The organism is Burkholderia sp. MR1-5-21, from assembly GCF_053427715.1.
The window spans coordinates 65,532-91,240 of record NZ_JBSAXD010000028.1; the positions used below are offsets into that span (position 1 = coordinate 65,532).

The following is a 25,709-nucleotide window of genomic DNA, read 5'->3' on the forward strand; positions in this document are numbered from 1 at the left end:
CGCAATAGCATCATTGTAGTCATTGCATTGCCGGTATGTGCGGCGACTCCTATCGTACGGTGACACGTCAAGGAGAAGCCAATGAAGATTGCAGTTCTGGGCGCCGGCGCACTCGGCTGCGCGATCGGCGCCACCCTCACCGAAGGCGGCCATGAGACCTGGCTGATCGACCGCTCGCCCGCGCATGTCGATGCGATGCGTCGCGACGGCTTGCGGGTCGACGACGCCGGCGGCGCCCGGCATGTGCGCGTCCGGGCGACGACGCAAGCGGACGAGGTCGGTGCCGCCGATCTGGTGATCGTGCTGGTCAAGTCGTTCCACACCGAGTCGGCAATCCGTGGCGCGCAAGGCTTGGTCGGGCCGGATACGTGCGTGCTGTCGCTGCAGAACGGCCTGGGACACGAGGACATTCTCGCCGACGTCGTCGGCCGCGAGCGCGTGCTCGCGGGCAAGACCTACGTCGGCGGCGTGCTGCGCGGTGCGGGCCACATCGAGTCCGGCGTGGTCGGCAAGTACACCTATATCGGCGAACTCGACGGCCGCATCACGCCTCGCGTACTGGCGATCGCCGATGCGTTCAATGCGGCCGGCCTCGCGACGAGCGTCAGCGACAACATCGTCGGCACGATGTGGGACAAGCTGCTGGTCAACGTTGCGACCGGTGCGCTCACCGGCGTCACCGGCCTGACCTACGGACAGCTCTATGACGAGCCGCTGCTGAAGGCGACGTCGCTCGCGGCGGTGGCCGAGGCGATTGCGGCCGCGCGGGCGGCCGGCGTCAGGCTGTCGATGACGGAGCCCGAACAGGCCTGGACGCTTGCCGCCGAGGGGCTGCCCGCCGCCTTCAAGACCTCGATGCTGCAGAGCCTGGAGAAGGGTTCGGTCACCGAGATCGATTTCATCAACGGTTCGGTCGTGCGCTGGGGACAGCGGTACGGCGTGCCGACCCCGGTCAATGCGGCGCTCGTCGCATGCATCAAGGGGATCGAGCGCGCGATGGCCGACCGGCAACGCGAGGAGGCAGCCGCATGAACGCGCCGAAAGCCTATCTGGAGCACGTTGCCATCTGGGTGAAGGACATCCATTGGCACATCCGTTTCTTCGAGGAAGTCCTGGGCATGGCCATGCGCGAAGTGGACGGCACGCTCGACGCCCCGCGACAGTACTGGACGCTCGGCGGCCTGCAATTCATTCACTCGCCTGAACATGACGGCCCCGAAGGCCGGCTCGCCCATCTGGGCGTGATGTGCGAAGACCTCGAGACCGCGCTGGCCGCGGCGCAACGATTCGGCGTGACCGAGATGCCGCAGGGGCGAAACTGGTTGCGCCTGCCGGACGGTCTCGCGGTCGAACTGATTCAGGCCAGGCCCGCTTCCTGCGTCTTGCAGGCGCTGGCAATCAACCCGCGCGCGGAGGCATAACCATGACGATCGTCGAAAAATACTGGGACGACGCCCGCGAGGGCGACGAATGCGTGAGTCCGCATTACACGGTGACGAAGGCGCGCATTCTCGCCTATGCCGAACTCACCGGCGACCACACGCCGGTCCATGTGGACGAGGACTATGCGAACGCGAGCCACTTCGGCTGCCTCGTCGCACATGGCCTGTTCGGGCTGTCGATCGCGGACGGCCTGAAGACCCAGAGCGACTACCGGTTCCTGCCGGGCATGTCGCTCGGCTGGAGCTGGGACTTCCTGCTGCCGATCAAGGTCGACGACGTGCTGCATGTGAAGTTTCGCGTCGGCTCGATGCGCGCAAGCAAGAGCCGCCCGGGCTGGGGCATCGTCGTGCTGCCGTCCGAGCTGATCAATCAGGATGACCAGGTGGTCCAGCGCGGCGAACACCGCCTGATGGTGCCGCGCCGTCCGGGAGCATGCTGATGCAGGCCCGTCCTCTCGAAGGCATTCGCGTCGTCGACTACAGCCACTTTCTTGCCGGCCCGTATGTCGGGCGTTGCCTCGCGGCGCTCGGCGCGGAAGTGATCAAGGTCGAGCGGCCCGGCACCGGCGACGCCGGACGCCAGCACGCGACCGTGCTCGACGACCAGCAAAGCGGCTACTTCCTGCAACTCAACATGGGCAAGCGGGGCGTCAGCGTCAACATGAAGGATCCGCGCGGCAAGGCGTTCATGCAACGACTGTGCGACTCGGCGGACGTGTTCATCGAGAACTACCGGCCGGGCGCGCTGGACAAGCTTGGGCTGGGTCATGCCGAATTGTCGGCACGCAATCCGCGCCTCGTCTACTGTTCGATTTCGGCGTACGGACACACCGGTCCCGATGCGCATCGCGCGGGCTTCGGGCTGATCGCCGAGGCGAAGAGCGGCATCATGCAGATGGTCGGCACGCCCGGCGAGCGGCCGCCGCTGTTGCGCATCTCGCTGGGCGACATGTATACGGGCATCCACGCGGTGGCGGCGATCAATGCCGCGCTGCTGGGCCGCGTAAAGAGCGGCCGCGGCCAGCACATCGACATGGCGCTGTACGACACGCTGGTGTCGATGCACGAATACGCGGTGCAGTGCTACACGCTGCAGGGCGTACTGCCCGAACAGACCGGACACGACATGCCGACCTCGACGCTCTACGGCGTATTCCGCGCGGCGGACGGCGATCTCGTCATCGCGGCGCAAGTCGACGACGCGTGGAAACGCTTCGCAGCGCTGATCGAAGCGCATGGCGGCCCGGCGGATTTCGGCGCCGACACGCGGTTCCATGACAGCGTCGGGCGGAATGCGCACCGGCCGGAGATCCTGTCGGTGGTCGAGCCGTGGGTGGCGGCCCGCACCGTTGCGGCGGTGCTCGAACTGCTGGATGGCATCGACGTTCCATGCGCGAAAGTGCAGCGCATCGACGAGGTGCTGGCCGATCCGCAGATCCAGGCGCGGGGCATGGTGGTCGAGCAGCAGCATCCGCGCTACGGGACATTGCGCCTGCCCAACCTGCCGTTCCGGTTCTCCGATTGCGATACGACGATTCGCGACGTCGCGCCCGACCTGGGGCAACACAACGCCGAAGTCGCGCGTTCGCTCGGGTTCGAGCCGGTCGAGATCGATTCGATGCAGGCCGACGGTGTTCTCTATTCGAAAGCGAGCCAATGATGACTGACCAGTATGCAGTGATCGGCAATCCGATCGGACACACGAAATCTCCGCTGATTCACGGTCTCTTCGCGCAGGAGACGCAGCAGGACATGAACTACACGGCGATCGAAGGGCCGGTGGAACCGGAAGGCGCTTTCGCGGACGTGGTCCGGGCATTCGCCGCGACGGGCGGCAAGGGCATGAACGTCACCGCGCCGTTCAAGCTGCAGGCATTTGCGATGTCGGACGAGCGCAGCGAGCGCGCGGCGCTGGCGGGTGCGGTCAACGCGCTCAAGTTCGAGGACGGACGCATTCTGGCGGACAACTTCGACGGCATCGGACTGGTTCGCGACATCGAAGTCAATCTCGGCCTGCCGTTGGCCGGCAAGCGCGTGCTGCTGCTCGGCGCCGGCGGTGCAGCCCGAGGCGCGCTGTTGCCGTTCCTCGCGGCCGGCCCGGCGGAGCTGGTCATTGCGAACCGCGATGTCGCGAAAGCCCGGGCGCTGACGGCACGCGTTGCCGGACGCGGTCCGCTGCGCGCTTGCGGCTATGCCGATCTCGAAGCGTCGGGACGTTTCGACCTCGTCGTCAATGCGACGTCAGCCAGTCTCACCGGCGACCTGCCGCCCGTCCCGCCGAGCGTGTTCAGTCCGGAAGGCACGGCCTATGAGCTCGCGTACGGCAAGCGGCTCACGCCATTTCTCCGGCTCGCGAAGAATGCGGGGGTGCGCGGGATCGCGGACGGCGTCGGCATGCTGGTCGAACAGGCGGCCGAAGCGTTCGACTGGTGGCGCGGCGTCCGTCCCGAAACCGGCGCGGTCATCGACCGGCTTACCGTACCGTTTGACTGAATTTACAAAGGAATCCGGAATGAAAAAGATTCTGATGCTGCATGGCATCAATCACGACATGTTCGGCAAGCGCGATCCGGTGCAGTACGGAACGATCACGCTCGCGGAGATCGACGCCCGACTGCAAGCCCTCGCGGCGGAACTCGGCGTACACGTGGAATCCTTTCAGACGAACAGCGAAGCGGCCATGTGCGAGCGCATTCATCGTGCCTTCGACGCGCGCCAGGATGCCGTGCTGATCAATGCCGGCGCGTGGACGCACTATAGCTACGGCATTCGTGACGCGCTGGCTATCCTGACCTGTCCCATCGTCGAACTGCATATGTCGAATATCCACGCGCGCGAACCGTTCCGGCATCGCTCCGTGTTCGCGGACGTCGTCAGCGGGCAAATCTGCGGCTTCGGGATTCAGAGCTATCTGCTGGCGCTACGCGCGGCGGCCGCCGGAATCGATCGGGAGTAAGTTGGGGATCGAAACGGACCCTCAACCGCGACTCGATCGGTCGCGTCATCAGCGGCGGCTTCCGAGGTCCAACGACCATCCATGAGTCCGCGGCGGCCGACACGTTGTCGGCCGTTGCGGTCATCCACACTGGCTACCCCGAGCGTCCGCTCAGATTCCTATACCGGCCATCTCTCCGCCACCAACGCCGAACGTCGGCTTTCCGCCCCATGAACGCGTGTTTTCGACCCGGACCGGTCGGTCGGACCGGCCCGACACTAACGACCGCTTCCGAAGTCATGGGGTCTACCCATCGAATCTGACCGATGGCGGTTCGCCCGACGCGATTTCCTGTGCGCATTGAAAATCGCCATTCGGCGATTCAGTAGCCATTTGCCGAGCTCTGTAGACGGCACCGGGCATTCGACACCCCCGGTTTGCTTGATGGCGAGATCTCGCTGCGTCGTCCCGCAGGCCTTGGTGAGGTGACGACGCCGGGTAAGTACGCGCTGGCATGTCGAAGCGAAGTACCACAATAATCCTTGTGAATGGCGGCGGCCTGGAGTCGCTGACGATAACGTCGAACGTGCGCAACGTCCCGGAAGATTGTCGACTGGCGGAGCATGGCCGGAGTCGGTCATCCTCGCTGCATTCCGCTCCTGTGCAAACGAGGGTAATAGTGCCAAGGTGCTGGTCGCAATCGAAAATCAGTCATTCATTACATGGAGCGGCCATGCAAGCACACACTGCAGCTTGGGTCGCTGCAGCCAAGCGCAATCCAGTCGATTTCATTACCTGCGTCTTGCTGATCGCCAGTCCCCGTTGCGCGCCGGTGGCTACTTCATGAGGGGATGTGACGTTGACAGCAAGAACTCGATCGTCTGGATCACGCCATCCGGGTCCGTTGGCGCCATGCGAAAGATGGACCCCGCTGTTGGCCTGAGCCAGTGCGCACACATGGCACTTGGACGAGCCGACAGCGACGACGTCGTATTTATGCTGTTCACTGATTCACCGTCAGGCTACAACGTGTTCAAAATTCACGGTCCCTCTCAATAGGCGGAACGGCGACCAGGATTCGAGTGGGATGGAACGCGATAGGGTCGTGCGTCGGTGTGCGAAGGTCCAGGTACTGATGGGCGTAATCGCGTTCATTCTGCTTGTGACAGGTGGGTGGATCATTCACCGGACTCGGGCGGTCGCACGCCAGACTTCCGTTGTATTGGCGTCGGCCGCGATGACGGCGAACGACGCGGGACTTTATGACCGCGGAATGCGCTTCGCCATGCTGGCGATGGGGAAGAGTTGGTTTTCGCCGGGGTCGGCCGAAGCAGAACTGGAACTCATGCGTGGCGCGCACGCATCAATGCAAATTGCGTTGCTCGGCGGGCATCGGGAGCCGGTTGATTCAGCCGTCTTCAGCCCGGACGGCCAGCGGGTGGTGACCGCGTCCTGGGATAGGACCGCGCGGGTGTGGGACGCAGCGACGGGCAAACAGATCGCGCTGCTCGGCGGGCATCAGGGGTGGGTGTATTCCGCCGCCTTCAGCCCGGACGGACGGCGGGTGGTGACCGCGTCCGGGGATAGGACCGCGCGGGTGTGGGACGCAGCGACGGGCAAACAGATCGCGCTGCTCAGCGGGCATCAGGGGTGGGTGTATTCCGCCGCCTTCAGCCCGGACGGCCGGCGGGTGGTGACCGCGTCCGCGGACAGGACCGCGCGGGTGTGGGACGCGGTGACCGGCGAGTTGATCGCGTCGCTTATCGGACATCAGAGACCGGTTTTCTCCGCCGTCTTCAGCCCGGACGGCCGGCGCGTGGTGAGCGCGTCCTCGGACAAGACAGCGCGGGTGTGGGATGCGGCGACCGGCCAGTTGATCGCGCTGCTCACCGGGCATCAGGAACCGGTTTTCTCCGCCGTCTTCAGCCCGGACGGCCGACGCGTGGTGACCGCGTCCGACGACAAGACCGCGCGGGTGTGGGACGCGGCGACCGGCCAGTTGATCGCGCTGCTCACCGGGCATCAGGGTCCGGTTTTCTTCGCCGTGTTCAGCCCGGACGGCCGGCGCGTGGTGACCGCGTCCGCGGACAAGACCGCACGGGTGTGGGATGCGGCGACCGGCCAGTTGATCGCGCCGCTCGTCGGGCATCAGGGACCGGTGAGCTTCGCCGCCTTCAGCCCGGACGGCCGGCGCGCGGTGACCGCGTGCGATGACAAGACCGCACGGGTGTGGGATGCGGAGACCGGCCAGGTGATCGCGCAACTCATCGGACATCGAGGGCCGGTGAACTCCGCCGCCTTCAGCCCGGACGGCCAGCGGGTGGTCACCGCGTCCGTGGATCGGACCGCGCGCGCGTGGGACGCGGCGATGGGCGAACAGATCTTGCTGCTCGGTGGGCATCAGGAGCCGGTTGTGTTCGCCGCCTTCAGCGCGAACGGCCAGCGGGTGGTGACCGCGTCCGGGGATAGGACCGCGCGGGTGTGGGACGTGGCCACGGGCAAACGGATCGCCCAGCTCAGCGGGCATCAGGGAGCAGTTTATTCCGCCGCCTTCAGCCCTGACAGCCAGCGGGTGGTGACCGCGTCCGCGGATCGGACCGCGCGGGTGTGGGACGCAGCCACGGGCAAACAGATCGCCCGGCTCAGCGGGCATCAGGGGTGGGTGTATTCCGCCGCCTTCAGCCCGGACGGTCAGCGGGTGGTGACCGCGTCCGCGGATCAGACCGCGCGGGTGTGGGACGCGGCCACGGGCAAACAGATTGTGCTGCTCAGCGGGCATCAGGGGTGGGTGTATTCCGCCGCCTTCAGCCCGGACGGCCAGCGGGTGGTGACCGCGTCCGCGGATCAGACCGCGCGGGTGTGGGACGCGGCCACGGGCAAACAGATTGTGCTGCTCCGCGGGCATCAAGAGCCGGTTGATTCCGCCGCCTACAGCCCCGACGGCCAGCGGGTGGTGACCGCGTCTTGGGATGGGACCGGCCGGGTGTGGGACGCGATCACGGGCAATCGGATCGCCCAGCTCAGCGGGCATCAGGGAGCAGTTTATTCCGCCGCCTTCAGCCCGGACAGCCAGCGGGTGGTGACCGCGTCCGCGGATCAGACCGCGCGGGTGTGGGACGCGGCAACCGGACAGATGATCGCGCTGCTCAGCGGGCATCAGGGGTGGGTGTATTCCGCCGTCTTCAGCCCGGACGGCCAGCGGGTGGTGACCGCGTCCGCTGACGGGACCGCGCGGGTGTGGCCTGTCCGATGGCTCATGCAGTATCGAGGTCGGCGCCTGGCTGAAGCGGTGTGTAAGGAAAAGCTCGTGGGCACGAACCTGCTCACAGCCGATGATGAAGCTGTTCTTTCTCTCCTACGCGGGCGCCAGAGCGAAAACGTGTGTGAACGGTAACGTGAAGGCCGAACGTACTGCGCCGAGATCAGCTTCGCTTCGTGACCCATTGCATTGAGCTTGCGGGCCAACCAGTGCGCACCGGCGAACGCTTCCACGACGAAGGTTGCCGCCGCAAGATTGCTGAAGAACGGGAGCAACTGCGCGCGCGCGAGCTTCTTGCGGAATATCTCGTGTCCCTTCGCGTCCTGCGTGTGCAGATGAAAGAGATGCTTGCCCAGATCGATGCCGATCAGCGTGACCTCGCTCATGACGCTCTCCGCTACCTTGGACCGAACTCCCTATCGTAGAACGGTCGCTGGGATCGGGCTGGCCATTTCATTATGTCGCGTTTCCGCTAAATGAAAATGCTCAGGGAGCGCCGGCGATGAACGCGACTGGGACGATCACGATCACGATGCGTGAAGTGGATCGGCTGAATGACACCGACTCAGTGATAGCGAACGTCGCCTGCTGGCCGGTTACCGTCTTGCTCGATCGGCTGGTGCCGACCCTCTTCGGCCGTTGGGGCGAGCGTAAGGTTAGCGACGGCTCCCACGGTCCATCGGATATTCGTGCCACCGCAGTGCGGCGACGATTGTTTGGTCATGCTGGCCAGTCGCGGCAACACCTGCACTTCTGCGATCCGCGCGATGCCTTACAGATGAAGTACGAGATGCTGCGGCGCGCCTCTATCGAGAAGGCGTCTGCTTGTTTAGGCGCCGGGTTTTAGCGGAACCGTTCGGCTGACTTGCCACGGATGGCTGTCATTGGGATGGGCGCCGTTTGCGAGCAGCAGATCCACGATCTCGGTGCGCTGGAACATCGCCGCCGTCATCAGCGCCGTGCAGCCGTCCGGTGAAGCGCCTTCGACGTCGGCGCCGTGCGCGAGCAGGATTTCGATGACGTCCTTGAAGCCCTTGCAGGCGGCGCCGGTGGTTGGGGTCTGGCCCATCGCGTTGCGCTGGTCCGGCGACGCGCCGGTTTCAAGCAGCGTGCGTAGTGCGCCGGCGTCGCCGTGATACGCGGCCAGCATCACCAGGGTGTCGCTTTTTTCGTTGCGCAGGTTCGGCGGCATGCCACGCCCGATCAGCGCGGCCAGCGTCGTGGCATCGCCATTGCGCGCCAGGTCGAACACCTCGCCCAGCACGGCAACCATGCGGGCTTCTTCTTCCTCGGACATAGTGGAGGCTCGAGTTCCCGTGCTCGTTCATCCCAATTCAATTTAGAAGAACGTACTTTGATATCCAATTATTGACGACGTCGTGATGCTAAGAATTGGTTGTCATTCTCTCTACCATACGTCGAACAAACGGAGCCACCAATAAAACAACCGGCACCATGGTAAGCCAGGAAGTGCTCCAAGACATGAGCCATTGCTGAAAGAACAAGCCTTTTTCTGCAAATGGAATGCTTGCGATGGCCGCCGAGATGGAACAGGTTAATCCGGCTTGGATAACGCCATAGGCGAAATGGCTGTAGCGTGAAGGCATCTTAAACATTTTTATTATCTCTCTTCCTTTGAACCAGACATTCATGTGTCCGCCTCCCCATGGTTACGTATATCGATGGCATCCCATGATCCTGAGCAGACGAAGATCATGTTTGATAGGTGGTGCTTCGCCATCCTGTTCATTGCCGTCAACTCTGCACTGCATGAGTTTCTGCGAAGGGCGAATAGCGTCGCCTGCAACGCAAATTTGGGGAGGCGGCATACATCGAAATCACTGGGGTTACGCCGCTGCGCGAACACTTCCTGCCAGCCGCTGCACGGTTTCGTCGGTATCCCAGAGCGCGTTCGCGATATAGCGGAAGTTGACTAGCGCCGCGTGATATCCGTCGCCTTCCGGCACCTTCGGTCCTGCCACTGCGTCGCGTACAACCGCAACTTCGAAGCCCTGCTCCAGCAGATCCCGCAGATGGGACTCGACGCATAGGTTGGCGGCCATTCCTGCAAGGATCACCTGATCGACGCGCTGCTTGCGCAACTGCAAAACGAGGTCATTGGCTTGTGGGCCGTACAGCTTGTGCGTTGAGCAGATAATGGTTTTTCCATCCTCGATGTACTGCTTGAAGTCTGGCATAAAATCTGCCCCCGAACCCTGAAAGCCGTCCAGCGTCAGCGCGCCAGGTCGGTCAAACATGCCCAAGGCATGCTGAAACTTCTCGGCGGGACCGTGCACTTTCCATGCGTGATCATGGGGAAAATAATAGTGGGGAGAAATGGCGACGGTGATACCCGCCCGCTTCGCAGCCTGGAACAGGCGGATAAGGTTGGGCACCAGATTTTGCTCCGTCACGCTTTCGCCGACGACCTCCCAACTACGCCCTTCGGGACTCATGAAGTCGATTTGCGGGTCAATGACCACCAGCGCCGTCCGCGGGAGGTCCAGTGTCAGATCGCTCGTGGGCAAAGCCGGTTCAACGGGGTCTGCATAGCAATTGTGGTGGTTGCACATGGGAATTGACTCTCAGATTGGATGGATTAGCTGCCGGCACCGAAAAGCAATGTCAGCCATCGAGTCGACGGGCTTTCAACTACGAATGAACGCCAACAGGTCGGCGTTGAATTTTTCCTTATGCGTATCCGTCAATCCATGCGGTGCGCCGGGGTAGACGATCAGCTTGGAGTTTTTGATCAGCTTTGCCGAAGCGCGTCCGGCGGCATCGATGGGGACAATCTGGTCATCGTCGCCGTGGATAATGAGGGTAGGCACGTCGATCTTTTTCAGGTCCTCGGTAAAATCAGTTTCCGAGAACGCCTTGATCGAGTCATAAGTGTTCTTGTGACCGCCCTGCATGCCTTGGGCCCACCAAGCGTCGATCAGCCCCTGCGAAGGCTTTGCTCCGGGACGGTTGAAGCCATAGAACGGACCGGCCGGCACATCTTTGTAGAACTGGGACCGATTGGCGAGCTGGGCGGCGCGCAGGCCATCGAAGACTTCAATTGACAAGCCAAGCGGGTTGGCGGGCGTCTTGAGCATCAAGGGCGGCACTGCCGAAACCAGCACGACTTTGGAGACCCGCCGCGTACCGTACCGGCCGATATAGCGAGCCACCTCGCCCCCGCCCGTGGAGAAACCCACGAGTACGGCATCGCGCAGGTCAAGGGTGTTGAAGACGGCGGCCAAATCGTCGGCATAAGTGTTCATCTCGTTGCCAGTCCAGGACTGGCTTGAACGGCCGTGGCCACGACGATCATGTGCGACTGCACGATACCCGTCCGATGCAACGAGCATCATTTGAGATTCCCAGCTGTCCGAACTGAGTGGCCAGCCATGACAAAACACGATGGGGCGACCAGCGCCCCAGTCCTTGTAATAGAGCTGCGCGCCGTCGGTTGTCGCGATGTAGCTGCCAGAGGCCTTCCCGCCTGCCTTTGCATGATGCGCCTCCTTTGCTGACGGAGCGGCCATTGCCGGGCTCTGCACGCTAGCCACGACAAGAGAGCCAGCTGCGGCAGCGCTGCCGAGTAGCAAGTTACGCCGTGCCACGCCCTTGGTGAGGCTGCGATTATTTGAAGACATAGGTCATACTCCTTTCTTGACCGCACTCGGCGGCGTTGGATGGGCGCTCATTCACGTGAGCGCGTTGCTTATGAATGGCGAGACGCACGCATCTGGACGAGGTTAGCGATGGGCTCCTCGATGGTGCCGCTCTAGAGCAGCATGTAGAGTTCCAGAAGCTTCGTGGACAGTTCCGGGGATTGCTGAAAGTAGTTGAGACCTTGCGTCATGTTTTCCCCTCATCAGTAGGCGGAGGTTGAACTCACCGAACCTGCGTCGAAACATTCTGAGCAGAAACTACCTGGAGAGAATCCTAGACTTCGACACAGGGTGCCGGTAGTGTCGCCACGTTGCGCACTCAGTTGCCGCGTCGGCACCAATCTGATAGGCAACCTTTCGCTGGAACTTGCCAATACCAGCACCGGGGTACGAAACGTGCTAAAGCGCATCACGGAACGATGGGGAAGATCAATCGCGGCTTGTCTGGCAGAGGCGAAGACGCGGGGAACGCATCGTCGTTCGGGGTGTCGTCACTCGATGGTCGATAACGTCGTCATCGTCGTCAGACGCTGCAGGTCGACCGCCCTCGCGTGCTCGGTCATATAGTCGATGAACACACGGATTCGGGCAGGTAGATTCTTGCGGCTGAGATAGCAAATGTAATGGCCGCCGTCTTCGGGTGCGTGCTGCGCGAGACAACTGATCAACTCGCCTTCGAAAAGCAGATCGCACACCTGATAGGCCGGCAACTGCGCGATGCCCAGCCCGTCGAGCACTGCCTGCAGGATCAGATCCACATCGTTGAACGTATGTTGCGCGACAGGCCGGCGCCGCTGTGCAAGACCGTCGACCTTGAATTCCCACTCCCTGACGCGGCCCGACGCTGTGCGAAAGTTGATGCAGCGATGGCCGAGCAAGTCGTCGACGTGGTGCGGCAAGCCGTGAATCCGTGCATAGGCAGGCGATGCGCAGACGATCAACTGCATCGGGATCAGCTGCCGCGCGACGATTCCGCTGTCTTCCATGCGTCCGTCTCGAAACGAGACGTCGATACGATCGGCAGTGAAGTCGGCGGGGCGATCGTTCAGCAGCAGTTCCAGCATGATTTCGGGATATTGTGTGTGAAAACTGCGCAGCAGCGGCGCGACGATCTTGCGGCCGAAGCCGGGTGTGGCGCCGATGCGCAAATGACCGCGAGGCGGCCCACTGCGCAGCTCCCGCATGTCTTCGAGCGCCTGGGCGATGCGCTCTATGCCCGGCTGACAGTTCGCGTAGAAAAGCTCTCCTTCGCGCGTGAGCGACGTGCTGCGCGTTGTGCGCTGGAAAAGACGCGCATCGAGCTGAGCCTCGAGTTTCTGCACATTGCGGCTGACCGCGGATCGGCCGATGCCAAGGCGATCACCCGCGCGGGCAAAGCTGCCTGCATTGGCGACGGCCAGAAAGCAAACGACGCAGGCGTAACTGGTCGCAAAGCTGCTTGCGAACGGATCGTCCGCGCCGACAAAGAGGCGGCGTGATGGGTAATCTGACATGTAAGCGCGAGTCGTGGAGTCCATGCACGACTAGACGTACGAGCGCCGCCGTTTGTGACAGGGTCCGTCGGCTTCTATTCACGTGCGCGTCGAGGCGGAACCCACAACCATTGACCTGCGACGCCCGGACCGACACGAGATCACGGATCGATTCCTCGATTGCGCTGTCCTTCAGCAGATTGCTGAGTTCGAGGAACCTCTTGAACAGCTCCGGCGATTGCTGAATGTAGTTGATACGTTGCGTCGTGACTTCTCCCGGCTACGATGAGTGAGCCCCCGGGCTTCGCGGGCGCTGTTGGCGACCATCGGCCGCAAGAAGTCATCGTAGGTGGCACGGCGTTTCGTGACAGGCATGCGAACGGACTCACCGTGTTGTACGCGGGGCGCCAATCGACGAGTTGAGACGCGTCCGCGCCCGAGAGTGATCGGCGTTCAACCGTTGGAGTGTGCGGCCGCGATGCGGACGAGCTTATCAGGGTTGCGCTGTACATGGATACGAACGATGCGCTTGCCGTCCGTTTCGAACGACTGTGCCGATTCGAGCTTGCCTTCGATAAAGCGCAGCAGCGCCCACTGGCCGTTGAGCACCACGAGCTTGACGCTGAGTTCGCTGCCATAACGCAGCGACGGCGCGTAGAAAAGCTGCGCGATGCGCCGGCCCCCCAACATCGGTAGTGGGGAGCTCGGGACTTTGCCGCCGCCGTCGCCAATCAGCATCGCGTCTTCGGCCAGCAACGCGTTGATCGCATGGAAGTCGCCGTCCTCCAGCGCCTGCGCGAAGGTCCGCAGCAGGCGAAGATGCGTTTCGCGCGACACTTCGTAACGCGGGCGTTCATCGCGCAGTTGCGCTTTTGCACGGCTTACCAGTTGCCGGCACGCCGCCTCCGTCTTGCCGATGGCCTCAGCGACTTCCCCGTAGTCCGCGTCGAACACCTCGCGCAGCAGAAAGGCTGCCCGCGCTTCCGGCGTCAGCCGCTCGAGCAGCGTCAGAAATGCCACGGAGACGTCGTCTGCACGCTCCGTGACCTCCTCGGGTGTAGCGGGTGAGTCAGTCATCTGCGGCTCGGGCAACCAGATGCCCGTGTAGTGTTCGCGCTGTATCTTCGCGGCGCGCAGACGGTCGATGGACATCCGTGTCGTGACCGCGACGAGCCACGCTTCCGCGTTATCGATGCTCTCGCGGGCCGCCGCATGCCAACGCAGCCAGACGTCCTGCACGATATCTTCGGCTTCGGCCACAGACCCCAGCATTCGATAGGCAATCTTCTGCAATCGGGGGCGGAGCCCGTTAAAGGCATGCGCGTCGTCGTCCATAAACAGACTTCCTGTCGCGTTTGGCATAAGCGCCGCCCGAACAGCGTGCTGACAGTGCATTTTGCCACGGATGGGACAACGCTTGACACGTTCGACATTGCCCTTTTGATCTACAGAAATCGGAGCCATTGCGGCTCCATTGGTCAGGGCGACAGGCGGGCATTCACGGCCAAGAAGCGAGGTTCACGGTCGAAATCCCCAATCGAATGTATTGAAATACCGCCGAATGGAAGCCGCGTAGAGAGCGAAGGCAGCGCTCGATGTCCGTTAACAGGATACAAGAGACGTCCGAGTGGCTGAGGTCCTCGATTGGCCAACGGCCGGACATGGCCGACACCCGCCCGACGCGGTCAGCTGAAGCCGACCTGAAAGAGTCTTTGCACTCGGCGTCGACCGAGTGGCGGGTATCGACGGCAAATCGGTCGTCCCTGCACGCGCGGGGTATTGGCCGCGTTTTCCAATGCGCTACGCGTCCGGCGTAATGGCATCGCGTTCGGCCTTGAGCAGTTCGATGAAGCGTGCTGCGAGGGCACCGGGCGGTCTGCGGTTCGGCCTGACAAGCATCGTCTCAATAGGCAGACAAGGCTGAATGGGCCGCAGCACGATGGGCAACCCGGTCAGTCGACGCGCGAGTATCCGACGGTAAAGGCAGACCGCGCCGCCGTGCCGTCGGAATCGTCATCAGGATCGTTGCGCCATCCTGCGCCGGTACTGGCGGGTCCGGCATGCATTCGCCAACTGTTGCAGGATCAGCGCCCGCACCGGCGATACCTCCGGATCGGGCGTCCTGCCAAGACTGAGTTTGCGCAGCTGGAACTTGACGGCGGCCATGTTCGCGAGCGAGGCCAATGCCTTGTTCTTCCAAGCGACAGGCGACAGTTGCGGCGCGTTGTCTTTGCCGAGCCGCCAGTCGCGCGGCAGATTCGGATCGATGGCCAGCGCCGTGCCGATGCCGAACACGTTCATGGGGGCACCTCGCTTGAGCATGTCGTGACTTTAAGGTTAAAGTCAACTTTAATGTCAACGCCTTGTTTGAGGTTCGGAACGCGCGGCTTCGGGTAGGGTTGCGGTAGCGGGGAGCAGGCGGCCTTCAGCCTGCGCTTGCAGACCGAAGGCCGGGCCGGCAGGGAACGCGGATGCCAGGGGGCGGCCCTTGGCATCCGTTGCGTTCAGCTGCGGATGAACGCGAGCAGATCGGCGTTGATCGTTTCGGCGTTGGACGTGGGCATGCCATGCGGGAAGCCCGCATAGGTCTTCAGCGTGCTGTTCCTGGCCAGCTTCGCCGACAGGAGACCGGAACCGGCATAGGGGACGATCTGATCATCGTCGCCATGCATCACGAGAACGGGAATCGTGGTGCTCTTCAGGTCTTCGGTGAAGTCGGTCTGCGAGAAGGCGACGATGCCGTCGTAGTGGGCCTTCGCGCTCCCCATCATGCCTTGCCGCCACCAGTTCCAGATGACGCCTTGCGACGGCTTCGCACCGTCACGGTTGTAGCCGTAGAAGGGGCCTGCCGGAATGTCGTAATAGAACTGCGCCCGGTTCGCCGCGAGCTGGGCCTGGAGGTTGTCGAACACTTCCTTGGGAAGGCCGCCGGGGTTGCTCTCGGTCTTGACCATCAGCGGCGGAACGGCGCTGATCAGCACAGCCTTGGAGACGCGGTCTTCCCCATGACGGGCGACGTAGTGGATGACTTCGCCGCCGCCGGTGGAATGGCCGACGTGGACGGCGCCCTGGACGCCGAGGTGATTCACGACCGCGGCGACGTCGTCCGCATAGTGATCCATGTCATGGCCGTCCCAGACCTGGCTGGATCGTCCGTGGCCGCGACGGTCGTGCGCGATCACGCGGTAGCCCTGGGCCAGGAAGAAGAGCATCTGGGGGCATCCCAGTCGTCGGCGCTGAGCGGCCAGCCATGATGAAAGAAGATCACCTGTGCGTCGTGCGGACCCCAGTCCTTGTAGAAGATGTCGACACCATCTTTCGTTGTGACGTATCCCATGTTTGCTCCTGTTCAGTGGGCAATATCAATCAATGACGTGCTTTCCGGTTGCTGCGGATCAGTGATGACGTGGCGCTCCTGACGATGGCGGGTTGAACGAAGGACAACGTGGCAGTCGGCAGGCCGCGTTGCCGCAATGGTCAGACTGGCGCCATCATTCGCTCGCGCCTGGCCACGGTGTGTCGCGGCAAGCGGCAGCATGTCCGACGGATGCAGCCGTCGGCCTCGCTTGGCGACGCACCGACTCTAGGATTAAAGTTAGGTTTAATGTCAACACGCTGACGAGGCAAGCATGAAAATTGGGGAGCTGGCGAAGCTCAGCGGCCTGACGGCATCCCGGATCCGTTTCTACGAAGCAGAAGGGCTGATCACGGCCGTCGAACGCAGGACGAATGGCTATCGCGACTACTCCGAGGACGCAGTGTGGATGCTGGAGATCATCTCCAGCGCGCAGAGCGCAGGATTCTCGCTCGAGCAGATCCGTCATCTGCTGCCGGTGGGGGCCGGCAACTGGCAGCATGACGGGCTGGTGGAAGCGCTCGAACGGAAAGTCGCCGAAATCGACGCGATGCAGAAGCGCCTCAAGGAGAACAAGGCGCAACTGCTCGTCGCCATCGACAGCATCAGGAACAGGCCGACCGAATTGAACTGTTCCGAGCGGACCCGCTGGGTGATGGATCGCTTGCGCGATCAAGGGGTGGTGGCGATACGGGGCAAGGGGCGTCGCTCGAGCGCCAAATGATTCGACGAAAGGACGACTGCCGGCAAGTCGCCGAAGCGACGACCGAATCGTTCCTCTATCCGGGCCCTTGACCTTGAAGTTGAGTTCAATCTTAAAGTGCTTGCTGACGGCAGTGAGTCAGCAGGCTTCGGGCGTTGCCTGCCACGGTCGATCATCGAGGAGAGGCAACGAACATGGACAGGCGGTTTACACAGGTCGAATTCGGGCCGCACAAGGTCGACGTGCCCGAAGGCGGATACTACGACCGATTCCGGATGAATCCGGACCTGGACGAGGTGGCGCGGGATCCTGCCGCGGGGAACATCGATTTTTTCCGTCGGATACCTAAGCGTCTGGTTGCGTCGAGGGTGGGCCCGACATGGGCGCCGAACTTCTACTACCGTTCCAGCAACATCCAGCTGTTGTTCCTTGCACCTCTCGAACGCTTGCGGGCCATGCTGCCGGTGCCGCTCGAACCGCTGCGGGCGCTTCCGGGGCATGGGCTGGTGGCACTGACGTTCTTTTCGTATTCGGTCTGCGATAACGATCCGTACGACGAAGTGTCCGTCGCGGTGGTCATCCGCAGGCCCGGCGCGCGAGGGTCGCACGCGCTGGATCTGATCGATTCCATGCGCCGCCGGAGCTTCGTTGCGCATGTGCTGGCGCTTCCCGTCACGACGGAAATCGCGCGGGTTCGCGGCGTATACGGCTATCAGCTGCCCAAGTGGCTCGCCGATATCGACGTGAAGATCGGCGCCGACGCAAGCGCGCGCATCGCCGGTCCGGGGGGGCGGCCGGATCTCAGCCTGCGCGCGCCGCTGCCTGCGCTGAGCACCGTTGCGCCCCAATCGCGGATGGGCACGACGACCATGATCAATCTGATCGACGGCGAATGGCACCAGAGCTCGGTGCAGACCAATACGCTGTCGTTCGCGCAGCGCCTGTTGCCGCGAGACGTCGAGCTGGTGCGGCATGGCGGTCCGCTGAGCCAGCTGCTCGATGGGTTGGGCGCATCCACCATCGTTCGTCTCGACGTGGTCAAGGACGCGCAACTGGTCCTGAATCTGCCGACGCCTTTGAAGACCTTCGATGGACCCGGAAAGCAAAGATAACGGCGCGATGCCCTCGACTCTCCCGCTCAGAAGGAATCGTCCATGACCACGCCGGCCTATGACCTCGTCGCGTTTGGCGCCACCAGCTTTGTCGGGCAGATCCTGACCCGATACCTGTCCGAACATCTGTCGGGCGACGGCGACACGCTGCGCTGGGCCATCGCCGGCCGGTCGGAAACGAAGCTCAGGCAGGTCAGGGAGTCGCTGGGCGCGGCGGGGCAGTCGTTGCCGATCATCGTCGCGGACGCGGCCGACGAAGCGCAGCTGCAAGCGATGTGCGCACAAACGCGGGTGGTCGTGTCCACCGTCGGGCCCTACGCGCTTTATGGGGAGCCGCTCGTCAAGGTCTGCGCGGAAAGCGGCACGGACTACTGCGACCTCACCGGCGAGACCCAGTGGATCAAGCGGATGATCGAAAAGTACGAGCCTGCGGCTCGGCAATCGGGGGCGCGCATCGTCCATTGTTGCGGCTTCGATTCAGTTCCGTCGGACATGGGCGTCTTTTTCCTGCAGCAACAGGCCATCCGGCAATGGGGTGCGCCGGCCGCGCAGGTGAAGATGCGCGTCAGGACGCTGAAGGGCGGGGCATCGGGCGGAACGGTGGCGAGCGTGATCAACGTCGTTCGGGAAGCCGCGGCCGATCCCGCGTTGCGCAGGGAGCTGCTCGATCCCTATGCGCTGTGCCCGAAAGCGCACGGATTCACGGTGCGGCAGCACGCGGTCAGATCGGCCGAATTCGACGGCGACTGCGATGCGTGGATCGCCCCGTTCGTGATGGCGGCCATCAACGAGCGCGTCGTGCATCGCTCCAATGCGCTTGCGGGCAACGCCTATGGCAGCCGGTTCACCTATGACGAAGCCGTCATGACCGGCACGGGCCTCAAAGGCCGCCTCGCCGCCGTAGCGATGGTGGCCGGCCTGGGTGCGTTCATGGTGGGCGTCGTCATCAAGCCGGTGCGCAGCCTGATGGAGCGCTTCCTGCTGCCGAAGCCCGGCGAGGGCCCGAGCGCCGAGGCCCAGTTGTCCGGCCGCTACGATTTGCGTTTCTTCGGCCGCGCCAGCGACGGGCGAACCTTGCGCGTCAAAGTCACCGGGGATCGCGATCCGGGTTACGGCTCCACGGGCAAGATGCTGGGCCAGGCCGCGATCAGTCTCGCACTGGATTGCTGCAGGGACGGCGCCAAGGCAGGGCGCGGCGGCGGCTTCTGGACGCCGGCGACGATGTTCGACGAGCGCTTTATCGAGCGCCTGGTTCGCCATGCGGGGTTGCGTTTCGAGTTGACGTGACTCGGCGGTAAGCGATCGGGCCACACGGGAAGAAAAGAAATGTCGGAATCCGAATCAATTTGAGGAGACAAGATACTGTCACGGCTGGTTTGATGGTCGGACCCGATTCGACCGGGGAGCATCGGGAACATGAAGATCGGGGAACTGGCGGAACGCACTGGCCTTACCCCTTCGCGGATCCGCTTCTACGAACGCATCGGCCTGTTGACGCTCGTCGAGCGGGAAGCGAACGGTTATCGCACCTATCCGCCGGAAGCGGCGATGGTGCTCGATCTGATCACGGCTGCGCAGAAGGCGGATTTCAGTCTCGACGAGATTCGCACGCTGATTCCGTCCGACTTCGCGCAGTGGCAATGCGGTTCGTTGCTCGACGCGCTCTGCCGCAAGGTGCAGGACATCGAGGCGCTGGAAACATGGCTTGCGCGTCGCAAGGCGCACGTCGTGTCGCTCATCGCTGAAATCGGGGCGAAACCGCCTACGCTCGATTGCGCAACCCATGCGAGGGGACTGCTGCCGCAAATTCGGCAGGAGACGACGGCACGCCCCGGCCAGGAAGCCGCCGCCGGGGAACGCGACAAGCCGGCTCGGCGCCGGACGACCCGGTCCTAGGTGGTCGCCGACGCGTCACGTCGCGTCCCGCACGTGAGCGGGACGCCCGCGTCACAGGAGTGCCGCGACCTGCTCTGCCGTTGCCTTTGCCGATTGCGGATTCTGGCCGGTCACCAGGCGACCGTCGACGACGACGTTCGACGTGAATGGCAGCAGCGCTTTTTCATAGCGCGCACCGCGCCGCTCCATCTCCTGCTCGACGTTGTACGGGACTTTCTTCGCGACGCCGGCCAGGATTTCTTCCACCCACGAATAGCCGGTGACCCGGCGTCCGGCGACCAGCAGCGTGCCGTCGGACAGCTTCGTGTTCAGCAGGCCGCAATAGCCGTGGCAGACCGACGAGACGATGCCGCCGTGTTCGTAGATCTCGCGCGTGAGCCGCTGCAGCCCGGCATCGTCCGGAAAATCCCACATGACCGCATGGCCGCCGGTGAAATAGATCGCATCGAAATCGGCCGGATCGATCTCGTCGGGCCGGGCAGTGGTCGCGAGCAGCGCCTGGTTGGCCTTGTCGGCGCGCCACGCTTTCGCGGCAGCGTCCGCGTGCGGCCACTTGAGCGAGCGGGGCTCCAGCGGCGACGCGCCGCCCTTCGGACTCACGAGCCGCTGCTCATACCCCTTCGCGGCGAAGATGTGATGGGCATGGGTCAGCTCGGACAGCCACAGGCCGGTCGGTTGCGACGGGTCGGCGTAGTGCGCGACGTTGCTGACGACATGAAGGATGCGCTTGGTCATGATGCGATTTCCTCTTCATCGGCCACGGGCGGCCGTCTTCGACGGGCCGCCGTTTTGTCGGATGGCAGAACACATACCCATGGCCTCGATACGCTTGCCGAGGAAAACCATAACCTTTAAGTGAAGTTAAAGGTCAAGACCTTTTTGTCTTTCCCGCGCCGGGGCGCTTGTCAGGCAGCACGAGTCCGTCCAGCAACGTCGTCAACGCATCTTCGATCGCATGATCGCCGACTTTCTCGCGCACCAGCCGTCCGTCGATCGCGAGCAGCGTCAGGCCATGAAGATGCGCCCAGCAGGCGGTCGCCTGGCCAAGCGCAGGGCGCGCGCGGATCGTGCCGGCTCGCTGACCGTGCTCAAGGATGTCGACGACCAGCAGGAAGGGCGCCTGCGTACGCGGATCGAGATGGATATCCGAAGGCTCCCCGGCATCCGCGGCGAACATCAGGCGATAGAGATCCGGGTTCCGCTTGCCGAACGCGAGATAGGCGTACGCCAGCGCACGCATGACCGCTGGGGTTTCCGACGCAGGATCGACGGCCGCGGCCAGCTCCTCACGCAGGCGATCGAACCCGATCAGCGCCAGTTCGTGAAGCAATGCCGCCTTGTCCGGGAAGTGCCGGTACGGCGCGGAGTGGCTGACATTCGCCCGTCGCGCGATCTCGCGCAGCGTGAACTGCCAGCCCTGTTGCTCGTGCAGCGTGTCGAGCGCCGTTTCGATGATCGCGCGCCGCAGATCCCCGTGGTGATAGGTCTTTTGCCCGGCGTCTGCGTCTGACGGCATCGTGTTGCTCCCATGTTGACAGGGAACACATTGTGATCCTATCATCCGCGTCAAGCAAGTTGACAGTGTCTACATTGACGCAACCTCGTGAGGTGCAACATGGCCGTTTCCGCAGAATCCAGCTCGAGCATCGACCCGGCGGCGTTGCTGGCCCGCCAGCGCAGCGCATTCGTCCGGGCGGGGCCGCCGAGCGTGCAGCAGCGCAAGGCGCGGCTCGCCCGCCTGCGCGCCGCGGTACTCGCTCATCGCCGCGACGTGGAGGAGGCGGTCAATGCCGATTTCGGGCATCGTTCGCGCCATGAGACGGCGATCATGGAACTGGTCGGCGTGATCCAGGCGATCGATTACCTGACGCGAAACCTGCGTCGCTTCATGAAGCCCCAGCGCCGGCACGTCGGGATCTTCTATCGCGCCGGGCGCGCGCATGTGGAATACCAGCCCGTCGGCGTCGTCGGGGTGATGGCGCCGTGGAACTACCCGTTCTCGCTGACGTTCATTCCGCTCGCAACCGCGCTGGCCGCCGGCAACCGCGCGATGCTCAAGCCTTCGGAATTGACGCCGCGCACCAGCGAGGTCATCCGGCGGATGCTCGCGGACACCTTCCCGAGCGAGGAAGTCGCGGTCGTGCTCGGCGGCCCGGAGGTCGGCGCGGCCTTCAGCGGCTTGCCGTTCGACCATCTGATCTTCACCGGCAGCACGCAGGTCGGCCGCAAGGTCATGAAGGCCGCAAGCGACAACCTGGTGCCGGTGACGCTCGAACTGGGCGGCAAGAGCCCCGTGATCGTTGCGAGGGGCCATGTCGATGGCCGGACGATGTCCAGCATCGTGTTCGGCAAGCTGTCGAACGGCGGGCAGACCTGCGTGGCCCCCGACTATGCGCTGGTTCACGAAGACGATCTGGACGCATTCGTCGCACAATACGATGCCGCGGTGGCCCGCTTCTATCCGGACGGGCCAACCAGTTCGGACTACACGTCGATCGTCAGCGACCGGCATTTCGATCGCCTGAGAGGGCTCGTCGACGACGCGCGACGCCAAGGCGCGCGGGTGATCGAGGCGGGCGTGAGTCCGCAGAACGCGGCCAACCGCAAGCGTACGCTTGCGCCCACGTTGATCGTCGGCGCAAGTGACGACACCGCGGTGATGCAGGAAGAGATCTTCGGGCCGATCCTGCCGGTGCGCACGTATCGCACGATCGACGAGGCCATCGACTACGTGAACGCCCACCCGCGGCCGCTTGCGCTCTATTACTTCGGCGCCCGGAACGGCGACTGCGAAACGTTGCTGACGCGAACCACGTCGGGCAATGTCGGCATCAACAACACGATCCTGCATGTCGCGCAGGAAGACCTCCCGTTCGGCGGCGTGGGGCCGAGCGGGATGGGCGCTTATCACGGCATCGAGGGATTCCGTGCAATGAGCCACGCCAAGGGGGTGTTCGTTCAGGGCCGCTGGAGTCTCCCGAGTCTGCTGCGTGCGCCGTTCGGCAAGCTCGCGGATTTCGCGCTGGCGGCACTGCTCGGACCGAGCCGGGACCCGGCCGGCGCACGCATCTGGCGGCCGCGTGCGGACTAGGGCCCGGTACGGTATAGGCGTGAACAAACCCTAGAGCGTCGGAACGATGCTCGGCGACACCAGGTGGCTCTCCACGCGCTTGACGCCGGGCACGCCCTCGGCCGCGATGCGGATCGCGTGCATCTGCTCGTCGGACTCGATCACGCCCCATAGATGGGCGACGCCGTCCTTCACGTGCACGCATTGCTTCGGCAACCCCCAGCTCTGCCCGTGCATTTCCTGGGCGATCGCGTCGCGCAGGCTCGCATCGTCGTGCACAGCCGAGTCCGCGGCCGGTGCGACGCTGGCGAGTGCGCGGATCAGGTTCGAGCGGCTCACGATGCCGACCAGCTTGCCGTCCTTCAGCACCGGCACGCGTTTGAGATTCCTGCGCTCCATCAGATCCGCGATCTGCTGGAGCGGCATGTCCTCGGCAATCGAAACGACCTCGGAGCACATCACGTCGCGGACGACATGTCCGTGCTCCTTCGCATACCGCGCAGCCTGTTCGCGGGGCGACGACAACAGGAATTCGAGCCACCACGGGCGCTTCCCGCGGCATGTGTCGTTCTCCACACGATGCAGCAGGTCGCTGTGGCTGATGATGCCGACGACCTGTCCGTTCGCGTCGACGACCGGCATGCCGCCGATATGGTGGTCGACGAACAGTCTCGCCGCGTCGTAGATCGTCATGTCCGGTGTGGCGGTGACGACGGACGGAGTCATGATGTCGAGTGCGTGCATGGTCAGTCCTCCAGCGTGATGCGACGGGGCGCCGTCTGTTACACCCGTCGCACGATTCCGGCAGATTTGTCGATTCGGATCGTGAAGTGCGCTCACAAGCCTCGCGGCAACGCCTTGGTGTCGCGGGTCACGCTTGCCCGGCTCTTCAGCGCGCCGACCATGGCCACGGCGCCGGCTTGCTGCCCGTTGGCCAGTTTCCGGGCCCAATACGCTTCTATCTCCCCGACCAGGTCTGACGGCGGGGTACCGTAGCCTTGAGCGGCTGCGTCTCCCCGGCCCTGGACGATGGCCCACCGGAACAGCGCCAGTGCTGCGGCCGAGCCAGCCTCGTCCTTGGGATCGGCTTTCATCAGGATGAATACGACACCAGGAATCGGCCAGGCCTGGTCGCCAGGCGGATTGGTCACGATCTGGTAGAAATCATCGTCGCCGCCCCACGCCACGGATTCGACCGCAGCCTTGAAACTTGCGGCCGATGGCTCGACAAACGCGCCGCTTTGGTTCTGGACGATCGCATGGGCGAGGTGCGCCGGCGCGGCGTAGGCCAGTTCGACATAGCCGATCGCGCCCTTGACCTGCCGGACATAGGTAGCGACGAGCTGGCTGTTCGTGGCGTTGACCCCCACCGGCCATTTGACCGTCAGGCCGCTGCCCACCTGCTCGCGCCATTGCGCACTCACCGCGCAAAGGTAGTTTGTCCAGTTGAAGGTCGACCCCGAGCGATCACCGCGATGCACCACGACGATTTTCAGATCAGGGAGCGCGAGGCCAGGATTGACCGCCTTGATGGCCGCGTCATTCCATTCGGTGATCTTGCCCAGGTAGATGTCCGCGAGCAGCGCGCCCGTCAAGTGGAGCTGTCCCGCGGCAATGCCGTCGAGGTTGACCACCGGCACGAGGCCGCCCGCCGCCACCGGAAACTGGATGAGTCCCGATGCGCGTAATTCGTCGGGTTTCAGCGGCATGTCCGACGCGCCGAATTTCACTTTCGCCGCTTTCAGCTGATCGATGCCGTTCCCGGAGCCAACGGGGCGAAAACTGACCTGTTGGCCGGTCCTGTCGTAATAGGAGGCGGCCCACTTCTGCATCAGCGGATCGAAGAAGCTCGAGCCGGCGCCCGTGATCCCGCCTGCCGCCTGCGCAGCCAGCGCATGACCCGCGACGACGCACGTCACCGCGATACCTCGAAACAGCGGCCAGAGGTAGCGGGCCGTCGGGGGAACGAGTGCGGAAATCAGAACGACAATGGTGCGCTGGAATTTGGTGTTCATGGCGGCGGCCCCATCAAGCGTTTGGGTTGCGCCTGCCCACAACGCCCAAGGATTGCGGCACGCCGGCAGGTACCCATGTACTGTATGCGCTGATCGCATGCGCTTGAATCGGGCGCCCTTCGTAAACGAGGCTAGGGGATTGCCTTATTCAGCGGACGGGCGCCGCCCTATTGGCTGTCGATCCACTGAATGGCGAAGCGCATCAGCTCCTTGCCGTTACGGATATTCAGCTTTTCCTTGATGTTGGCCTGATGCGCCTCGATGGTCTTCACGCTCCGATTCAGCTTCTCGGCGATTTCGCGGCTGCTGAAGCCGAGTCCGATCAGGTGCAGGATCTCGAATTCGCGTTCCGAAAGGTTCGCAATCGGGCCCTCCTGCTTTTTTCGGGGGACCGTGAGCGCCCGCGCCAGCTTTTCATGCATCGCGGCGCTCAAATAGATGTTGCCTGCCAGCACTTCGCGGATGGCGCTCACGACGTGGTCCGTGGCCTCGAGTTTCATCAGGTAGCCATTTGCCCCGGAGCGCAGCGCGCGCTCGGCAAACAGGCTTTCGTCATGCATGCTGAGGACGAGGATTGCCAGATCCGGGTGGCGGTGGCGGAGCGTCTTGACAAGATCCAGGCCGGAGTCCGATTGCAGGCTGAGGTCCACAATGGCCATGTCGGGCCGGCAGGCCATCGCCGCCAGCGCTTCTTCGGCGCTGCCGGCCACACAGCAGACGTTCAGGTCCCCTTGCAGATTCAGCAGGTGCGTCATCCCCTCGCGGATGATGGGGTGGTCATCCACGATCAG

24 protein-coding genes and 4 pseudogenes are annotated in these 25,709 nt (G+C 63.5%); 13 read left to right on the plus strand and 15 right to left on the minus strand.

Annotated elements, in window-relative coordinates:
• The first annotated feature begins 81 nt into the window (after positions 1-81).
• From ACV229_RS30555 to ACV229_RS30585, 7 genes are all read left to right on the plus strand, one after another.
• Positions 82-1,032: a ketopantoate reductase family protein gene (locus tag ACV229_RS30555; protein ID WP_448086816.1), complete on the plus strand. Its 951-nt coding sequence runs from the start codon at positions 82-84 to the stop codon at positions 1,030-1,032.
• Positions 1,029-1,421 carry a VOC family protein gene (locus tag ACV229_RS30560; RefSeq protein WP_448086817.1) on the plus strand — a complete coding sequence of 131 codons (393 nt, stop codon included), beginning with the start codon at positions 1,029-1,031 and terminating at the stop codon, positions 1,419-1,421. Before ACV229_RS30555 ends, ACV229_RS30560 begins: the two co-directional genes overlap by 4 nt.
• A gap of 2 nt (positions 1,422-1,423) precedes the next feature.
• Positions 1,424-1,882 (plus strand): MaoC family dehydratase, encoded by a 459-nt coding sequence (locus tag ACV229_RS30565; RefSeq protein ID WP_448086818.1) that lies wholly within the window; start codon positions 1,424-1,426, stop codon positions 1,880-1,882.
• Positions 1,882-3,102: a CaiB/BaiF CoA transferase family protein gene (locus ACV229_RS30570; RefSeq protein ID WP_448086819.1), complete on the plus strand. Its 1,221-nt coding sequence runs from the start codon at positions 1,882-1,884 to the stop codon at positions 3,100-3,102. Before ACV229_RS30565 ends, ACV229_RS30570 begins: the two co-directional genes overlap by 1 nt.
• Positions 3,102-3,935 carry a shikimate dehydrogenase gene (gene aroE, locus ACV229_RS30575; RefSeq protein WP_448086861.1) on the plus strand — a complete coding sequence of 278 codons (834 nt, stop codon included), beginning with the start codon at positions 3,102-3,104 and terminating at the stop codon, positions 3,933-3,935. The genes ACV229_RS30570 and aroE overlap by 1 nt, the downstream gene beginning before the upstream one ends.
• Positions 3,936-3,954: 19 nt before the next feature.
• Positions 3,955-4,398, plus strand: a complete 444-nt coding sequence (gene aroQ, locus ACV229_RS30580) for a type II 3-dehydroquinate dehydratase (RefSeq protein WP_448086820.1) — start codon at positions 3,955-3,957, stop codon at positions 4,396-4,398.
• 1,216 nt (positions 4,399-5,614) lie between these two features.
• Entirely contained in the window at positions 5,615-7,771 is a 2,157-nt protein-coding gene (locus ACV229_RS30585; protein WP_448086821.1) for a WD40 repeat domain-containing protein, read from the plus strand.
• Between the two features lie 5 nt (positions 7,772-7,776).
• On the opposite strand, the pseudogene ACV229_RS30590 reads toward ACV229_RS30585, so the two are convergent.
• A pseudogene (locus ACV229_RS30590) lies at positions 7,777-8,022 on the minus strand (IS110 family transposase); the annotation flags it as partial.
• A 116-nt stretch (positions 8,023-8,138) separates the two neighbouring features.
• On the opposite strand from ACV229_RS30590, the gene ACV229_RS30595 reads away from it, so the two are divergent.
• Positions 8,139-8,483 (plus strand): hypothetical protein, encoded by a 345-nt coding sequence (locus ACV229_RS30595; protein ID WP_448086822.1) that lies wholly within the window; start codon positions 8,139-8,141, stop codon positions 8,481-8,483.
• Here the strand turns inward: ACV229_RS30595 and ACV229_RS30600 are convergent.
• From ACV229_RS30600 to ACV229_RS30640, 9 genes and pseudogenes are all read right to left on the minus strand, one after another.
• A complete protein-coding gene (locus ACV229_RS30600) occupies positions 8,466-8,933 on the minus strand; it encodes an ankyrin repeat domain-containing protein (RefSeq protein WP_448086823.1) in 468 nt (155 codons plus the stop codon). The genes ACV229_RS30595 and ACV229_RS30600 overlap by 18 nt on opposite strands.
• 88 nt (positions 8,934-9,021) lie before the next feature.
• A complete protein-coding gene (locus tag ACV229_RS30605; RefSeq protein ID WP_448086824.1) occupies positions 9,022-9,288 on the minus strand; it encodes a DUF2798 domain-containing protein in 267 nt (88 codons plus the stop codon).
• A 195-nt stretch (positions 9,289-9,483) separates the two neighbouring features.
• The gene (locus ACV229_RS30610; protein WP_448086825.1) at positions 9,484-10,209 is read right to left on the minus strand and encodes a cysteine hydrolase; all 726 of its coding nucleotides are present in this window, start codon (positions 10,207-10,209) and stop codon (positions 9,484-9,486) included.
• A gap of 75 nt (positions 10,210-10,284) precedes the next feature.
• A complete protein-coding gene (locus ACV229_RS30615) occupies positions 10,285-11,277 on the minus strand; it encodes an alpha/beta fold hydrolase (RefSeq protein WP_448086826.1) in 993 nt (330 codons plus the stop codon).
• 509 nt (positions 11,278-11,786) lie between these two features.
• Positions 11,787-12,788, minus strand: coding sequence for a LysR substrate-binding domain-containing protein (locus ACV229_RS30620; protein ID WP_448086827.1), 1,002 nt, complete (start codon positions 12,786-12,788; stop codon positions 11,787-11,789).
• Positions 12,787-13,023: pseudogene (locus ACV229_RS30625) on the minus strand (carboxymuconolactone decarboxylase family protein); the annotation flags it as partial. The pseudogene ACV229_RS30625 and the gene ACV229_RS30620, both read right to left, overlap by 2 nt.
• 197 nt (positions 13,024-13,220) lie before the next feature.
• A complete protein-coding gene (locus ACV229_RS30630; RefSeq protein ID WP_448086828.1) occupies positions 13,221-14,102 on the minus strand; it encodes an RNA polymerase sigma-70 factor in 882 nt (293 codons plus the stop codon).
• 681 nt (positions 14,103-14,783) lie between these two features.
• Positions 14,784-15,056: pseudogene (locus ACV229_RS30635) on the minus strand (2,4-dienoyl-CoA reductase); the annotation flags it as partial.
• Positions 15,057-15,271: 215 nt separating this feature from the next.
• Positions 15,272-16,104: pseudogene (locus ACV229_RS30640) on the minus strand (alpha/beta fold hydrolase).
• 292 nt (positions 16,105-16,396) lie between these two features.
• Between ACV229_RS30640 and ACV229_RS30645 the strand changes: the two are divergent.
• The 4 genes from ACV229_RS30645 to ACV229_RS30660 all read left to right on the plus strand — a co-directional run bounded on the left by ACV229_RS30645 (position 16,397) and on the right by ACV229_RS30660 (position 19,833).
• Complete coding sequence (locus tag ACV229_RS30645) at positions 16,397-16,846, plus strand: MerR family transcriptional regulator (RefSeq protein WP_448086829.1); 450 nt, start codon at positions 16,397-16,399, stop codon at positions 16,844-16,846.
• Between the two features lie 173 nt (positions 16,847-17,019).
• Positions 17,020-17,937, plus strand: a complete 918-nt coding sequence (locus ACV229_RS30650) for an acetoacetate decarboxylase (protein WP_448086830.1) — start codon at positions 17,020-17,022, stop codon at positions 17,935-17,937.
• A gap of 42 nt (positions 17,938-17,979) precedes the next feature.
• Positions 17,980-19,224, plus strand: a complete 1,245-nt coding sequence (locus ACV229_RS30655; protein ID WP_448086831.1) for a saccharopine dehydrogenase family protein — start codon at positions 17,980-17,982, stop codon at positions 19,222-19,224.
• A 129-nt stretch (positions 19,225-19,353) separates the two neighbouring features.
• Positions 19,354-19,833 carry a MerR family transcriptional regulator gene (locus ACV229_RS30660; protein ID WP_448086832.1) on the plus strand — a complete coding sequence of 160 codons (480 nt, stop codon included), beginning with the start codon at positions 19,354-19,356 and terminating at the stop codon, positions 19,831-19,833.
• Positions 19,834-19,884: 51 nt separating this feature from the next.
• On the opposite strand, the gene ACV229_RS30665 is transcribed toward ACV229_RS30660, so the two are convergent.
• Positions 19,885-20,568: a type 1 glutamine amidotransferase domain-containing protein gene (locus ACV229_RS30665; RefSeq protein WP_448086833.1), complete on the minus strand. Its 684-nt coding sequence runs from the start codon at positions 20,566-20,568 to the stop codon at positions 19,885-19,887.
• 133 nt (positions 20,569-20,701) lie between these two features.
• Positions 20,702-21,349: a TetR/AcrR family transcriptional regulator gene (locus tag ACV229_RS30670; RefSeq protein ID WP_448086834.1), complete on the minus strand. Its 648-nt coding sequence runs from the start codon at positions 21,347-21,349 to the stop codon at positions 20,702-20,704.
• Positions 21,350-21,448: 99 nt separating this feature from the next.
• Between ACV229_RS30670 and ACV229_RS30675 the strand changes: the two genes are divergently transcribed.
• Entirely contained in the window at positions 21,449-22,924 is a 1,476-nt protein-coding gene (locus tag ACV229_RS30675; protein WP_448086835.1) for a coniferyl aldehyde dehydrogenase, read from the plus strand.
• A 30-nt stretch (positions 22,925-22,954) separates the two neighbouring features.
• Here the strand turns inward: ACV229_RS30675 and ACV229_RS30680 are convergent, their stop codons facing one another.
• From ACV229_RS30680 to ACV229_RS30690, 3 genes are all read right to left on the minus strand, one after another.
• Positions 22,955-23,647 carry a CBS domain-containing protein gene (locus ACV229_RS30680; RefSeq protein WP_448086836.1) on the minus strand — a complete coding sequence of 231 codons (693 nt, stop codon included), beginning with the start codon at positions 23,645-23,647 and terminating at the stop codon, positions 22,955-22,957.
• A 92-nt stretch (positions 23,648-23,739) separates the two neighbouring features.
• The gene (gene pstS, locus ACV229_RS30685) at positions 23,740-24,918 is read right to left on the minus strand and encodes a phosphate ABC transporter substrate-binding protein PstS (protein ID WP_448086837.1); all 1,179 of its coding nucleotides are present in this window, start codon (positions 24,916-24,918) and stop codon (positions 23,740-23,742) included.
• Positions 24,919-25,085: 167 nt separating this feature from the next.
• A complete protein-coding gene (locus ACV229_RS30690) occupies positions 25,086-25,703 on the minus strand; it encodes a response regulator (RefSeq protein ID WP_448086838.1) in 618 nt (205 codons plus the stop codon).
• Positions 25,704-25,709: the final 6 nt, after the last annotated feature.

Excerpts from the sequence above, each read along its gene's own strand:
- ACV229_RS30675 (WP_448086835.1), top strand. The coding sequence starts at position 21,449 with ATGGCCGTTTCCGCAGAATCCAGCTCGAGCATCGACCCGGCGGCGTTG.
- ACV229_RS30555 (WP_448086816.1), top strand. The coding sequence starts at position 82 with ATGAAGATTGCAGTTCTGGGCGCCGGCGCACTCGGCTGCGCGATCGGC.
- pstS (WP_448086837.1), bottom strand. The coding sequence starts at position 24,918 with ATGAACACCAAATTCCAGCGCACCATTGTCGTTCTGATTTCCGCACTC.
- ACV229_RS30665 (WP_448086833.1), bottom strand. The coding sequence starts at position 20,568 with ATGACCAAGCGCATCCTTCATGTCGTCAGCAACGTCGCGCACTACGCC.
- ACV229_RS30670 (WP_448086834.1), bottom strand. The coding sequence starts at position 21,349 with ATGCCGTCAGACGCAGACGCCGGGCAAAAGACCTATCACCACGGGGAT.
- aroE (WP_448086861.1), top strand. The coding sequence starts at position 3,102 with ATGACTGACCAGTATGCAGTGATCGGCAATCCGATCGGACACACGAAA.
- ACV229_RS30660 (WP_448086832.1), top strand. The coding sequence starts at position 19,354 with ATGAAGATCGGGGAACTGGCGGAACGCACTGGCCTTACCCCTTCGCGG.
- ACV229_RS30570 (WP_448086819.1), top strand. The coding sequence starts at position 1,882 with ATGCAGGCCCGTCCTCTCGAAGGCATTCGCGTCGTCGACTACAGCCAC.
- ACV229_RS30560 (WP_448086817.1), top strand. The coding sequence starts at position 1,029 with ATGAACGCGCCGAAAGCCTATCTGGAGCACGTTGCCATCTGGGTGAAG.
- ACV229_RS30595 (WP_448086822.1), top strand. The coding sequence starts at position 8,139 with ATGAACGCGACTGGGACGATCACGATCACGATGCGTGAAGTGGATCGG.
- ACV229_RS30585 (WP_448086821.1), top strand. The coding sequence starts at position 5,615 with ATGACGGCGAACGACGCGGGACTTTATGACCGCGGAATGCGCTTCGCC.
- aroQ (WP_448086820.1), top strand. The coding sequence starts at position 3,955 with ATGAAAAAGATTCTGATGCTGCATGGCATCAATCACGACATGTTCGGC.
- ACV229_RS30600 (WP_448086823.1), bottom strand. The coding sequence starts at position 8,933 with ATGTCCGAGGAAGAAGAAGCCCGCATGGTTGCCGTGCTGGGCGAGGTG.
- ACV229_RS30615 (WP_448086826.1), bottom strand. The coding sequence starts at position 11,277 with ATGTCTTCAAATAATCGCAGCCTCACCAAGGGCGTGGCACGGCGTAAC.
- ACV229_RS30630 (WP_448086828.1), bottom strand. The coding sequence starts at position 14,102 with ATGGACGACGACGCGCATGCCTTTAACGGGCTCCGCCCCCGATTGCAG.
- ACV229_RS30620 (WP_448086827.1), bottom strand. The coding sequence starts at position 12,788 with ATGTCAGATTACCCATCACGCCGCCTCTTTGTCGGCGCGGACGATCCG.
- ACV229_RS30655 (WP_448086831.1), top strand. The coding sequence starts at position 17,980 with ATGACCACGCCGGCCTATGACCTCGTCGCGTTTGGCGCCACCAGCTTT.
- ACV229_RS30565 (WP_448086818.1), top strand. The coding sequence starts at position 1,424 with ATGACGATCGTCGAAAAATACTGGGACGACGCCCGCGAGGGCGACGAA.
- ACV229_RS30605 (WP_448086824.1), bottom strand. The coding sequence starts at position 9,288 with ATGAATGTCTGGTTCAAAGGAAGAGAGATAATAAAAATGTTTAAGATG.
- ACV229_RS30650 (WP_448086830.1), top strand. The coding sequence starts at position 17,020 with ATGGACAGGCGGTTTACACAGGTCGAATTCGGGCCGCACAAGGTCGAC.
- ACV229_RS30680 (WP_448086836.1), bottom strand. The coding sequence starts at position 23,647 with ATGCACGCACTCGACATCATGACTCCGTCCGTCGTCACCGCCACACCG.
- ACV229_RS30610 (WP_448086825.1), bottom strand. The coding sequence starts at position 10,209 with ATGTGCAACCACCACAATTGCTATGCAGACCCCGTTGAACCGGCTTTG.
- ACV229_RS30645 (WP_448086829.1), top strand. The coding sequence starts at position 16,397 with ATGAAAATTGGGGAGCTGGCGAAGCTCAGCGGCCTGACGGCATCCCGG.